This window comes from Microbulbifer sp. A4B17, from assembly GCF_003076275.1.
In the GTDB taxonomy this organism is placed as follows: domain Bacteria; phylum Pseudomonadota; class Gammaproteobacteria; order Pseudomonadales; family Cellvibrionaceae; genus Microbulbifer.
In genome coordinates this window covers 2493807-2507650 of sequence record NZ_CP029064.1, presented here as the reverse complement: position 1 = coordinate 2507650, position 13844 = coordinate 2493807, and the positions used below count along the sequence as shown (strand labels likewise).

At 47.0% G+C, this 13844-nt stretch carries 10 protein-coding genes; 6 read left to right on the top strand and 4 right to left on the bottom strand.

The window, feature by feature from the left end:
- The first annotated feature begins 19 nt into the window (after window positions 1–19).
- Window positions 20–1225: a zinc metallochaperone GTPase ZigA gene (gene zigA / locus BTJ40_RS11200; RefSeq protein WP_108733171.1), complete on the top strand. Its 1206-nt coding sequence runs from the start codon at window positions 20–22 to the stop codon at window positions 1223–1225.
- A gap of 100 nt (window positions 1226–1325) precedes the next feature.
- Here the strand turns inward: zigA and BTJ40_RS11195 are convergent, their stop codons facing one another.
- Window positions 1326–2552 (bottom strand): S8 family peptidase, encoded by a 1227-nt coding sequence (locus BTJ40_RS11195; RefSeq protein ID WP_238152195.1) that lies wholly within the window; start codon window positions 2550–2552, stop codon window positions 1326–1328.
- Between the two features lie 747 nt (window positions 2553–3299).
- On the bottom strand, window positions 3300–5348 hold the full coding sequence (locus BTJ40_RS11190) for a S8 family peptidase (RefSeq protein WP_108733169.1): 2049 nt from the start codon (window positions 5346–5348) through the stop codon (window positions 3300–3302).
- 633 nt (window positions 5349–5981) lie between these two features.
- Here BTJ40_RS11190 and BTJ40_RS11185 point away from each other — a divergent pair.
- Window positions 5982–6521: a Dps family protein gene (locus BTJ40_RS11185; protein WP_108733168.1), complete on the top strand. Its 540-nt coding sequence runs from the start codon at window positions 5982–5984 to the stop codon at window positions 6519–6521.
- A gap of 239 nt (window positions 6522–6760) precedes the next feature.
- Here the strand turns inward: BTJ40_RS11185 and BTJ40_RS11180 are convergent, their stop codons facing one another.
- Window positions 6761–7225, bottom strand: a complete 465-nt coding sequence (locus BTJ40_RS11180; RefSeq protein WP_157954028.1) for a GNAT family N-acetyltransferase — start codon at window positions 7223–7225, stop codon at window positions 6761–6763.
- Window positions 7226–7802: 577 nt separating this feature from the next.
- On the opposite strand from BTJ40_RS11180, the gene BTJ40_RS11175 reads away from it, so the two are divergent.
- The 4 genes from BTJ40_RS11175 (at window position 7803) to BTJ40_RS11160 (ending at window position 11604) form a co-directional block, all read left to right on the top strand.
- Window positions 7803–8159: a helix-turn-helix transcriptional regulator gene (locus tag BTJ40_RS11175; protein WP_108733166.1), complete on the top strand. Its 357-nt coding sequence runs from the start codon at window positions 7803–7805 to the stop codon at window positions 8157–8159.
- Complete coding sequence (locus BTJ40_RS11170; RefSeq protein ID WP_108733165.1) at window positions 8153–9451, top strand: type II toxin-antitoxin system HipA family toxin; 1299 nt, start codon at window positions 8153–8155, stop codon at window positions 9449–9451. The genes BTJ40_RS11175 and BTJ40_RS11170 overlap by 7 nt, the downstream gene beginning before the upstream one ends.
- 565 nt (window positions 9452–10016) lie before the next feature.
- Complete coding sequence (locus BTJ40_RS11165) at window positions 10017–10628, top strand: hypothetical protein (protein WP_108733164.1); 612 nt, start codon at window positions 10017–10019, stop codon at window positions 10626–10628.
- A gap of 292 nt (window positions 10629–10920) precedes the next feature.
- Complete coding sequence (locus tag BTJ40_RS11160) at window positions 10921–11604, top strand: VOC family protein (RefSeq protein WP_108733163.1); 684 nt, start codon at window positions 10921–10923, stop codon at window positions 11602–11604.
- Between the two features lie 89 nt (window positions 11605–11693).
- Here the strand turns inward: BTJ40_RS11160 and BTJ40_RS11155 are convergent, their stop codons facing one another.
- Complete coding sequence (locus BTJ40_RS11155) at window positions 11694–13838, bottom strand: TonB-dependent receptor (RefSeq protein ID WP_202862887.1); 2145 nt, start codon at window positions 13836–13838, stop codon at window positions 11694–11696.
- Window positions 13839–13844: the final 6 nt, after the last annotated feature.

Here is a 13844-nt window from a genome sequence, read left to right as displayed (position 1 = left end):
TCAGAGTGCGGAGAGGCTCATGGCACATACAAACAAACTCCCAGTCACCGTCCTTTCAGGTTTTCTAGGTGCCGGTAAAACTACCGTACTTAGCCACATACTGAACAATCGCAAAGGCAAAAAAGTTGCTGTAATCGTCAATGACATGAGTGAAATCAATATTGATTCGACGAAAGTACAGAGCGAAGTTTCTCTTAACCGTAGTGAGGAGAAGCTTGTTGAAATGAGTAATGGCTGTATTTGCTGCACTCTGCGGGAAGACCTTCTGGAGGAAGTCACTAAGCTTGCGCAGGAAGGACGGTTTGATTATCTCGTTATTGAATCAACAGGGATTTCTGAACCCTTACCCGTTGCAGAAACCTTCACTTTTGCCGACGAAAATGGTGTTTCTCTCTCTGATGTTGCCAGTTTGGACACAATGGTGACGGTGGTTGATGCAGTCAATTTTTTAAAGGACTATGACGAGGCAGTATTTCTACAGGATGCTGGTGAATCATTAGGCGAAGACGACGAACGCAGTGTAACTGATTTGCTGATCGACCAAGTCGAGTTCGCAGATGTCATTCTGATCAGTAAAACGGATTTAGCTGGTCCTTCTGATGTTGAGCGCCTAGAGGCCATTCTGCGAACTCTAAATACGCAGGCAAAAATAGTTCTGATCTCTCAAGGGCAAGTCAATATTGACGAGGTTCTAAGTACCGGCTTATTTGACTTCGAGCGCGCGCAGCAAGCACCTGGTTGGCTTAAAGAGATGCGAGGTGAGCATGTTCCTGAAACTGAAGAGTATGGCATCAGCAGTTTCAGCTACGAAGCACGTAGACCCTTCCATCCAGAAAAATTTCATCAATTTCTGCACAATACTGAAAGGCACGGCAAGTTAATTCGCTCCAAAGGGTATTTTTGGCTGGCGTCCCGCCCTGAGTTTGCAGGCGAATGGAGTCAGGCGGGAGGCATTGCCCACTACGGGTTCGCTGGGATGTTCTGGAAAGCTGTGCCCAAGGAAAACTGGCCCACTGACGAGAACTATCGCAGCTCCATTAAAAAGCAATGGGTAGAACCCTTTGGTGATATGCGGCAAGAACTAGTCTTTATTGGCCAGAGTTTGAATCAAACCAGCATGACAAAAGCGCTTGATGATTGCCTGCTAAGCGAGGACGAAGTGCTACGAGGCAAAGAATACTGGGCGACATTGAATGATCCATTTCCCGCATGGGAACAAACATGAATATTAACCTCACCCCTGTACCCGGCTAGATCATTTGGTGGAAAAGTGTAAAAGACCGACGAAGTGCCGGTCTTTTATCAAACTAACTCCTTTCGACAATTCAATCCTCTATAGCGGCCTCAACGGCTGCCGCCGCATCAACAATACCTGATCCACAGCGCCGACATGAGCCTGTAAAGCTTCGGGCTGTACTGGTGAGAATGGATTCAACCTCATCTGGTGTAACATCAGGCTTGACTGAATATATAAGTGCCGCTGTACCGGCAACATGTGGAGCGGCCATGCTGGTGCCGGCGTAGTATGCGAAGCTATCACTACCGGGAGTTCGCGCACCGCTGTTTAATGTAGAGAGAACGCCATCGGATTCCACCGAGTTAGTTTCACCTCCAGGGGCGGCGACATCGACCACATTGCCGTAGTTGGAGTAGTAAGCAAGCCCACCGGAGCGATTGGTTGCGGATACTGTAATGACTCCTGAACAGTTAGCTGGCGAAAACCAAAAGGCATTCCGCCCAGAGTTACCCGCAGCAACAACAACGGTAGCGCCCAGGCTACGGGCCGTATTAATGGCACTTTGAGTTGTGCTTCCACAGAGGCCAAAGCCCCCCAGGCTTAAGTTCAACACTTGGGCCGGTGTTTCATTGGCTGGTGCTCCACTAACCGAGCCGCCAGCGCTCCAGACAATGCCGTCGGCAATATCAGAAGTGTAACCGCCGCATCGGCCGAGCACGCGAACGGGGAGCACTTTTGCTTTATGGGCTATCCCAGCGATACCCATATTGTTGTTGGTGACGGCAGCAATGGTGCCGGCCACATGAGTGCCATGCCAGCTGCTATCAAACTCCGGATACAGTGGGTTTCCGCAGTAACTATCGGTATACCAATCCCCGGGATCACTGGCATCACTATCACGACCATCCCCATCTACAGCGATATCAGAATCTGAAATCATGTCGTAACCAGGCAGCAAGTTGTTCACGAGGTCTGAGTGAGCGAGATAACCGGTATCAATAACTGCTACTACCACGCCCTCCCCCTGAGTTATATCCCAGGCTCCGGGCAAATTCAGTCCGCCATCAGCTTCAAAGTAGTGCCACTGGTCGTAATAGCTGGGGTCATTTGGGACCGCCATAGGGTGCATCATCAAGTCGGGCTCAGCGTACTCAATATTGGGGTCTTGTTTTAGGCGGTTGATTATCAGGTTGATCTCGGCTTGGCTTTTTCGGCTCCCCAGGTGCATGACTTGTGCACCCGTCGCCATGCGCCGCAAGTGGCGCAAGTTGTGGCCCGCACGGCGAGAGGCTTTCTCCACAGTTTCCTGAGTCATGCTCGCTGACCGTCCGATCGTGGAATCCTGCTTGTATTTCACAATGATCCGGTCAGTTGTTGGGGCACTACTTATATTATCCATTTGGGTGGCGAAGGAGCCTGTACATAGAAGTGAAAACACACCTGCTAGAGTGGATTTTTTCAACAGTGACTTCATTATTGTTATCTCTCCATGATGATTTAGCTGACGGGGTGTGACATCCTAACCATTAGTACCAATGTCCCTGTTGTGACAGGGCACTCAAGGGTTTACGCAAGATATATGCCTGAGCAAGTCATGGCTGGATATTGAGATAAAATTAGTACCAGTGTTTCAATTTTGCCCACAGGGATAGTAGTGGCAACCGATGTATCCTTCTTGGGTGATTGCCGGCTTCTTTCTATTCTTGTGACAGCCTCCACCTAAACAAACTTATTTATCTGTCTTTGCACCGATATAGAGATAACTAAGGGCTTTCCAATCACTGTGCACAGAAAGGCTGCAAAATACTTTTCGAAAATTTATCAACTTTAAAGAAAAGGCTGGAGCTTGAAGTTAATTCACTCTGATAAAACGAGCTTTAATCGAGCAATGGAAATGATTATCACAGAATTGGTGATATTGCCGGCATTATAACTGGGAAAGGATTCTGCGGAGATCAACGTGTTAAATGAAAATGCCAGTCAGCTTAACTGACTGGCATTACTTTAGTAGAACAGCTATCTACCCACCCCACAGGAACCTGTCGAGTGGGAGTTAGCCCATTTACTCAGTACTAGCACTCAGAGAAACGCCAGAGTAGTCAGAGTAACCACGGATACTGATATACCAGGTACCTGCGTCTGGATTGCTGATGCTGCAGCTTTCATCATTACCCCACTCGTAAGGACGGCAGTCATACACTGTGCGGGTGGGTTCTTGGCCGAAACGGACGTAGAGATCTGCATCCCCACTGCCACCAGACATTATGGCGCTCAGCGTTGAAGCTCCGCTATCAACCTCAATAGTGAAATGCTGCCAGCCGTTGCGGGAACCACTAAGATTTGTCTCTTCCCAACTGTCGCTACCGCCACCGCCACCACCACCTGCGGTGTAGCTGCCCACGAGGCTAACGTTAGAGAAGGAGCTATATCCACGTACCATGACGTGATAGGTCCCTCCCTGTACGTTATCGATATCACAAGTTTCATTATTGCCTGACGTGTAGGGGCGGCAGTCATAGGTGCTGGTTGTCGGAGCGCTGCCATGGCGAACGTAGAGATCAGCATCGCCGCTTCCACCGGACATTACAAAAGACAAGTCTGTAGCGTTGTTAGGCACTTCTAGGGTGAAGTTAATTTCATCACCACTGTTACCCTCGATACCAGTCTCAGCAACACCATTTTCAAGTTCACCGCCGTCGTTACCGCCACCACCACCGCCGCCACCATTGGCCAAGGCTACGGCCGCTGCTGCATCGACAATACCTGAGCCACAGCTGCTGCAAGAAGCCGGGAAGCTCCGTGCGGTACTGGTGAGGATTGATTCAACTTCATCTGGGGTCAATGTAGGGTCTACGGAGTAGAGCAATGCTGCGGCACCGGCCACATGAGGTGCAGCCATACTGGTGCCCTGGATGTAATAGTAACTATCACTGCCGGGGTCAGTAGCACCATTGTTATAGGTAGAGAGGACGCCGTCGGAGTCATTGGCGAAGCTCTGTGCTCCACCCGGCGCTGCAACATCTACTACATTGCCGTAGTTAGAGTAGTAAGCACGACCGCCACTGCGATTAGTCGCAGCCACTGAGATCACCCCATCACAACTGGCAGGAGTAAATTGGCTTGCGTTTGCATTGCTATTGCCAGCAGCTACAACAACCGTCGCACCGAGACTGCGAGCAGTATCGATGGCATTTTGTGTGGTAGTACCACAGCTTCCGCTGCCGCCAAGACTGAGATTGAGTACGTCGGCGGGATTCGCATTGGCTGGCAGGCCACTGACAGAACCGCCAGCCCCCCAAATGATGCCGTCAGCAATATCTGACGTATAACCACCGCAACGGCCGAGCACCCGTACAGGAACAATCTTGGCCTCGTAGGCAACACCAGCGATGCCAAGATTATTGTTGGTAACGCCCGCGATAGTGCCGGCAACATGGGTACCGTGCCAGCTACTGTTGCTTGAGGAGCTATCTCCACAAGTACCAGAGCTATACCAATCACCCGGATCGGTGGCATCGCTATCGCGGCCGTCACCATCAACAGACACGAAGGTATCATCGATCATGTCGTAGCCCGGCAAAATATTGGCTGCAAGGTCTGCATGGGGACGATAACCGGTATCGAGCACTGCGACCACTGCTCCATTCCCCGCAGTGGTATCCCAAGCTGACGGAAGGTTCAAGCCACCGGTAGACTCGTAGTAGTGCCACTGGTTGAGATAACTTGGGTCATTGGGCACAGCCACCGCTTGCAAGATAAGATCCGGTTCTGCGTACTCCACATCCGGATCCTGTTTCAGACGATCAATAATTGCATTTACTTCAGCTCTATTTTTTTTCCCCTCCAGGCGCATTACCTGAGCACCAGTAGCCATACGGCGCAAGTGACGCATTTTGTGGCCAGCGCGGAGCGAGGCTTTTTCCACCGTCTCATTGGCCATAGTGGAGGCCAGTCCAACTTTAGCGCTTTCCTTGTACTTCACAATGATGCGATCAGTCAGCAGTGTCTTGTCCGCCTCTTCCGCATGGGCAGCAAAGGGCATTGCACATAGCAGCGACAAGGCACTTGCAAGAGCTGTTTTTTGCAAAAGAATTTTCAAAGATGATTTCATTATTGTGGTTTCTCCGAAGTTATATTTGGCCGCCTATAAAAATATATTTTAATAGGCGGTTACTCCTGAATTACCCTGTTTTGGCTAAATAAATTCGATAAATGGAAAGCCCAAAAAACTGCTGAATTTAGAAACATTTAGTCAGCGTGGATAAAATTGGTACCAGAGCTTCAATCTGGTACGCGTGTATAACGACTAAGCAATAATTGTCCTCAGTGGAGCCCCTGAGAGTCAGGTTGGTTATGGTGCCAAACTTATAATTTTTATTAAAAAATCAGGTAATGATGATTTTTACGAAATAAAAGTGTGGTTTGGTTCATGGGAGGTGCTGTGGTAGAAGGTTAATTTTCGTCTTATGAAAAAAATAATGATTTTCTTATATAGACAGGAAACAACGCTATATCATATCAAAATTATTTTTTTTAATTAGAGCTGTCGATAGTTGATTGAACACCTCCGCGGGGTAATAGATTCCATTTTGTAGCTATTGAGGAGAAAACGCGGTGCACTGATTATTTTAAGACTTCCCCCCTTTTTGAATAGCAAGTCACAATATAAGTATCTAATCTTGTGCCAAGGTGGCATCTACTCCCACACCTAATCTCTTTTTGGCATAACTTTGTGAGGCTTGGTATGAGAAAAGCAACTGGAGATACAGTAGGCGCGAAGGGTCAATCCAGGCTCGCCGCCCCGACTGATCTGGGCGAGAGCGCACGGGCCAGTATCACTACCGCAGTAAATACTCTGCTCGCTGATACCTTCAGCCTATATGTGAAGACCAAGAATTTTCACTGGCATGTCAGCGGCCCCCACTTCAGGGACTACCATTTGCTTTTTGACACTCAAGCCGATGAAGTTTTCGGGATGACTGATGCCCTGGCAGAGCGCGTTCGCAAACTGGGGGGAACTACGCTTCGCTCTATTGGCCATATCGCCAAACTACAGCGTTCCTCAGATAACGACGCAGAATATGTAGATCCTCAAGATATGTTATCTGAACTGGGCGAAGATAATCGGCACCTAATCGCCAATATGCGTAAGGTCCATGAGCTCTGTGATGAGCACCGCGATGTTGCTACCGCAAGCTTACTGGAGGAGTATATTGACCAGGCTGAAAAGCGGTCATGGTTCTTGTTTGAGGCTAGTCGAGGCCCTGGATTGACTCATCATTAGATGCGGCTTTCGATAAAATCAACAGGTCAAATACTATAGTTTTGATTTGGGCTGAATCCGATTATCTATAGCTGCTCAGTCCAAATCACTACATATGTTGCTCAACGGTTGTTCCCGAATTTGGTGCAACATTCCTTTCCACCAATCCATTCTCTTTTCCAATAATTGAATTACCCTTCTTCCCCAGTTTTTCCCATGCCTCTTTTCTATTCTGTAAAATTGCATAAATCAATTGCACTTTACAACTCGAGCTTCAGCCTCTCTCCTACTGAGTTTTCCAGGAATCCTTCTCTCCGATAAAAATCAATCGTTCTTTGCCAGTTTTCTTTTTCTGGAGTACTAACTTCCAATCGTGGCCAGCCCTCCTCCCTCGCAAAGCTGATTACCTTATCCAGCAGCGCCTTGCCAATCAGTTTTGAGCGAAACTCAGGTTCAACATAAAGTTCTTCAATCACCCCGTAGTTACCACCGGCATAAATAGCGGCAGATCTGGACACGGTTATAACCCCTACAGCGACACCGTTGATACGATATAAGAAAGCATGGAATCCAAAATCCTCAGATAGTAATTTCTCTGCTGTTACTGCCAACTTGGCCGGATCTACATGACGCTTATGGCCCACTAGAGCCAGGAGTAATTTCGACACCAGGGCAGCCACTTCGCAGCCCTGTTCCTTTGTTGCTAGTACGATCTTATCGTCCATAAGCATCTCCCTCCTCTGATATCAACGTACCCGCTGAGTCCAAACTCTATAGAGATTTAAAATGTGATCACATTTTAAATCTATCAATAGTTTATATTTTCGGCAAGTCATGAGTTGTTGGATATCAAGGAGGTGAAAACAACACACGAATTCGATCAAATTTTGTTCGTCGCACTGTTAGCACAAACCTAAATTACACTTTTCAGCCAGCTACTCACTGGACTCAAAGACACATCACAGCGCCTTACTTCACAGCTGCCTAGAAAATCCAATGCAGAGAATTCAAGCTCTTCATCTAATCATGGAGATCGAATTTGATCGCTAATTTCCAGGGCTTCCAGAATTGAGCATCTATAGCGAATCGACACCCCATGGCCGATGATCCAGAAAAGATCGTACTCTTAGGTCAAAATGCACAAAGTCCAACAATAGCTGAAATAGCAACCATAAATACCAAATAAATTATTTAAAGGATGCTTTTTAACCTGTTAACAGGTTTGATTTATTTAAATATAATAGCTGCAAAAGCAACTTCTAATACTAAAATCGATACTTAAAGGATGATAAGGCGGCTATTATGGGATTTTACGGTCAATCGGATAAGCAGATACTTGAGACGCTGGGTAGCCGCCTCAGGGAGTACCGTTTGCGGATGAATCTGACGCAGGATGATATGGCTAAACGAGCAGGCTTATCGACTTCCACCATTAAGGGTTTAGAAGCGGGTCGTGGCAGGCTTGATAGTCTTGTGGCCGCCCTACGAGTCCTTCGCAGACTTGACTCACTGGATACTTTTTTATCTGAGCCGTTAGTGAGCCCGATGCAAATTGCTACTCAAGGCAAACAGCGGCAAAGAGCCAGCCGTAGCTCACAGAGTCAGCACGACGCTCTGCCCCTGGACAAGAATAAGAAAAGGAGCAAGCCGGAATGGTAAACCAGACAAATGCTGCAACAGTTCACTTATGGGACGAATTGGTAGGCGCTGTTCATTGGGATGATAGTGGTTATGGTTCATTCGAGTATGCACCAGAGTTCTTGCGCCGGGGGCTGGATATTGCTCCGATAACCATGCCCATTGAAACTTCACAAGAACCATATACATTCCGCGGCCTTGGTCGGGAAACATTTAAAGGGTTACCGGGACTCCTCGCCGATTGCCTGCCCGACAAGTTTGGCAATGCGGTGATTGATGCCTGGCTCGCACGCCAGGGGCGAACACCAGAAAGCTTCAACCCTATTGAGCGACTCTGTTACACCGGTATTCGTGGCATGGGGGCGCTGGAGTTCCAGCCGGCTGTAGACGGCACTTTTAAAGATTCCGTCGACCTGAATGTCGAAGAGCTGGTCAAATTAGCCGCTGCCATTACACACAGTCAATCCAATCTCAGCACCCAACTTGGCGACAGTGACACTGAGAAGTCGGGCTCTCTACTGGATATATTGCGTGTAGGTACCAGTGCTGGGGGCGCGCGGGCAAAAGCAGTTATTGCAATAAACGAGAAAGGGGATATTCGCTCCGGCCAGGTTCCCGCCCCTGATGGCTATGACTACTGGCTATTGAAATTTGACGGTGCTGGAGACCTTGAACTCGGAGCAACTGATGGCTACGGACGAGTTGAGTATGCCTATTATCTTATGGCCCGCGAAGCGGGTATCAATATGGCTGAGTGCAAGCTGTTGGAGGAAAGTGGTCGAGCGCACTTTATGACACGGCGTTTTGATCGGGTGAATGGCAAGAAGCTCCATTTGCAATCCCTTTGTGGTATTGCACATTTGGATTTCAATATGGCAGGTGCGCACTCTTATGAGCAATTATTCAGTATTATGCGTGAATTGTATTTGCCTAAAAATGAAGCGGTACAGCAATATCGCCGTATGGTGTTCAATGTATTAGCCCGGAACCAAGATGACCATACGAAGAACACTGCATTTCTAATGGACCCAACCGGCGAATGGTCTCTTTCACCAGCCTTTGACGTGACTTATGCACATAATCCCGGGGGCGCTTGGACGAGTCAACACCAGATGAGTATTAACGGAAAACGTGATCACTTCGTTTTGGATGATTTAATAACCGTAGGGAAATCCATCAGTATTAAGCACCCAATGGAGATAATTGATCAAGTGGCAAATGCTGTAGCAAGGTGGGAGGAGATCGCAAAAACTACAGGTGTTTCTGAAAGCTGGATTATTGAAATTGGCCGAAATCACCGCAGACTCTACTGAGCCTCAACAGTATGTAATTAAGGGGTCGAGTCAGAATTCGGCCTCTAATTTTGCTAGGACAACGCTCAATATATCTCTGTTTGCTCAAACCCTTCACAAGTAGTTAACACAGTAAACTGGTCCATATCGGCCCGTTTTAAGTTAACACTCAATATCTCGTTATTAATTATAAAAACGATTCTCCAAAAATATTTTTATTCCAGGGGTTACCTACACTAATCAGCCTGCCTGCAAATGAGATCCCCATAGGCGCAGATTTACCATATGCAGTGACTATGGCCCCGGTGTGGACAAACACGCTACTTTCCTTAGATAGGTTGATATCCCTGCCTATGAGAATGGCCACAAATTCACTGTGGCCATCAAAGTAAGTCTAATCGCTTGTCGCCCCATCGCGAATACATTCCAGCTCTATGGGTAGGGCTGTTGGCTGGTTGATAGTCTATAAAGTATCAAGCGGGATGAAATCTGATCCAACCTATCAAAAACGGACACTTCAATGAGCTTCAATTGGAAAATATCAGCTTTTATTCTATTTGATCTTTAACTCATAACAGAGCCGCTCATGAAGAAACAGTCATTTCTATTCACAATAATTATGATTGCTCTTGCCTTTATGGGACTTGAGACGGCAGGTGAAGAAAGCGATCATAGCTCTATCAAAAGAGGCAAGGGCATTATTTGCAGTAATGAATATGTCTTATGCACATCAGCCCCTTGCATCCCAGACCCCAGCAATCCAGATTCAAATGCAATTTGCAGGTGTGACGTTAATAAAGGATTGAACTTCGGGTTATCCGAATGTAAAACCCGGACTCCTGTGACTGACTCAAACGGCGTTAAAAAAGCCTTATCGACATTTTCTTTCGCACAGGCTCCTACAAAGCCAGTGCTTTCCTGCCCCGAGGGTAAACCGTGGACGGATTGCCTGGATCAACCCTGCATCGTCGACCCGATGAATCCACTCAAAGCCATATGCACATGCAAGATTGTACGTGATAAGCCTTTTGTAACTTTTGGGGGGGACTGTGTTTCCCTCAGTTGTGATACGGGCTACTGGTCAGGTGCAACGGCAGGGTCTTATGTGGGAGCAAGCAGACAGCTTATGAAGGCATTTAGCTTAGATGAAGTTCCTGCCAAATATTGTGTGGGGATGAAGCCTGAGGTTTCAGAGTGATTTCTGTTCGATTCAAGTCGCATCAAGCTATTGTATTTTTTAGAAATAGATACCCGATTCGCAGTTCAAACCGTTGACCCCTACACTGTTTAGCGGCCTATACAGTCCCTGAAAGAATCACCAAGTAGATTTTATTACTTTCATAACTATTAAAATTGCGGCAAAAGTTAAATTACCCTTATCGTAATTTCTGGTATGGTTAAATCAACTACAAAAAATGATTAACTAACAACTGCCGCCTCAAAAATAAAAACCAAACAAACAACACTATTTTTAGACAAAAGGCACTCTTATGAGAACACGCTGTAGCCACGTTTTACTCTGGGTGAAGGATATTCATCAAGCTGTACAAGATTTCCGTCAGCTCGGTTTTTCCGTGGATTACGCCACAAAAGAAAAGAACGCCCAGCACGCCCATATTTGGTTTAGTGAAGGGGCTATTATTGAATTATTGACATCTCCATCCAATGCCCACTATTTCAAATGGCTAATTGATATCTTTGCCGGCCGAGGCGCGGGACGTAGGATGATACGTTGGTCACAAGAAGGAGAAGGCTTTTGTGATGTTGCCTTAGTCAGTGACGATTTTGATAATGATCTTTCAGTAATGAAGCGTGAGGGGGTTCAAACCGGGCGAGTAATTCCCTGGCAACGCACCAAGCCAAACGGAGAAAAAACCAGTTTCCGCTTTGTCTATCCTCGTTCTGAGAGACTGCCATTCTTAGTGAGCCCGTACAACCCACCTCAATACCCCCAAAAAACAAATCATAAAAATGGTGCTTCTGGTCTGAGTAAAGTGCATATGGAAGTCAGTGAGCAGGACTGGAAATCTGTGCAACGTTTAACCAATCAAGATTCCATATTTAATATCAAGCCTGGTCCCACAACCAAAGTTACAGGCATAGAAGTTAGCGGGCTGAAAGAAAATTTGGACCCTACTCTATTGCATGGAAGTAAAATCAACCCTGCAAATTAAACAAATTAGTGGTTCAATCTTGTAAAGAGATTGATCCACTAACCATCGAACTATACAAAACAGCTATTAACTAAGCTGTCATAACCTCATTACAGACGATAAAGTGCTCCAATTCCCGCGCGACGCCCTTTTGCCGGTGCGCCTATTCTGGCATCAGGGGCAAATATCGCATTAGTGTAGCCATATAGCTGATACTGCTCATCCAGCAGATTATCGGCAAACAAGTAGAGTTCCATTGAATCAGTTTGCAGTGCTAGGCGCAGGTCCACTTTACTATAAGCATCCAGCTCGAAGTGATTTTGCGCATCTGCCGGGCGCTCATCCACGTGGCGAACAGTCAAATTGGTATTGAGAGCTGGTGCACTTAAACCCATAAAGTCTGGTAACGGCTGATAGTAGTTCAATGCCAAACTTGCACTCCAGCTGGGTACATCAGGTACCTCATTACCTGCCATAACATCACCACCGGAAACACCGTACACATCTTTGGTAATTTCCGTATCGAGGAAGCTCAAGCCTCCGGCAATACTGAATCTCTCAGTAATAAACCAATCGGCTTCAAACTCCGCTCCAAAGGTTTCCGTATCCGCATTCACCGCAGCCGATGAATAGGAAGCGAAATCAAAGCCGAGCAAATGATCATCTTCCACAGAGTTAAAGAAGATCGCACCGCTGATATTCAAGTTGTCTGATTCTCTCTTGAAACCAACTTCGATACTATCAACGGTTGCCGGTTTGTACGCCACGCTATCAGCGGACTGTAACGCAAAGTCATTGAAGCCACCGGATTTATGGCCTCGTGCGGCCATTGTGTATAGGTTAGTGTACTCCGTCAGGGAGTAGCTGAGAGCCAATCGCCCAGTTGTATAGTTATCATTCAAAGTTCTTTGATCTTGGGTGACATAAAAATTCCCATCCGTGCCATAGCTGGCGTACTCACCGGCGTAGTCCTTACTCTCTTGGGTATAGCGCAGTCCAGCTGTAAATTTTATGGCTTCAGTTAAAGGAACCGTAGTCTCACCATAAATAGCCTGGCTATCAGTTTCATAATCCCGGTATTGGTTGGCGTAGGACACCAAATCAATCGAATCGAAACTTCTTTCACTATCCTGCAAGTTAAGCCCAACTACCCAGAAAGTAGATGCATCAGGCAGTGAAGACAGGCGCAGATCCTGGCTGATAGTTTGTTCATCCTGACTGTCACCACGAAGATACTCCACAGGGAAATTAAAAACAGCTGCGGCTGTCTCCTGATCAAATCCGGTTAGGTAACTAAAACCTGTGTCGACCAATGCGGTGATTGAGGTCAATTGACTATTACCCAGTTGATGGTTGATTTCTGTGGAAAAACGCTCAACTGTTTTCTCGTTATCGTCAAATGCCCCCAAGGTATGTTCACTGCTCGGATCATCGCCAAAAGGTTGCAACAACTGCAAGTTCAGGAAGCCTTCCTGGTGCTGCCTCTCTGCGATAAATAAAGCAGAGGTCTCCGGGCCCAAATCCCATAGCAAGCTCCCCCGGAAAGCCAGATCTTCAGGCTCGGTCATTGGCTCACCGTTAGTGGTATTTTCAACCCAATGATCCTCACTGGTATGACGCACTGCCAAGCGACCTCGGAGTGATTCAGAAAACGGGCCACTGATTACAGTTTCATAGAGGCTCTGGTTGTCTTCACCCAGCTCAATGCGCCCATAAGCTTCAAACTCTTCAGTCGGTTTCTGGGTGGTAATATTGATGGCTCCAGCTTCACTGTTACGCCCAAACAAAGTCCCTTGCGGGCCTTTTAAAATTTCCAGGCGTTCAATATCCAGGGTCCCGAGGGATACATTCCCTGCCGGCATAGAAACACCGTCAAGGTTAACCACCACAGAGCCATCATCTTTGTTGACCTGGTTGAGGGAGCCAACACCACGGATGCGGATATTCGCATCCACCGCACCACTGGAAGAGTAGACATCCACTCCAGGTGCACTGCGCAAAGCATCCTCAACGTTAAGATGCAGTCGGTTTTTTAACTCCTCTTCACCAATAACACTTAAACTGAAGGGTATATCTTTGGCTTTCTCTTTCGTATGCCGTGCAGTGACTTCGACAACTTCCATCGAGCTCTCAGAAGCAGTCTCTTTATCTGTGTTTTCCGCAGCTGAATAGGCTCCAGAAGCGTACATTAAAGTTGCGGACAGCAATGAAATCTGTTTGCTGAGTTCTTTTTTATCTCGGATTAAGCTGAGCATTAATTA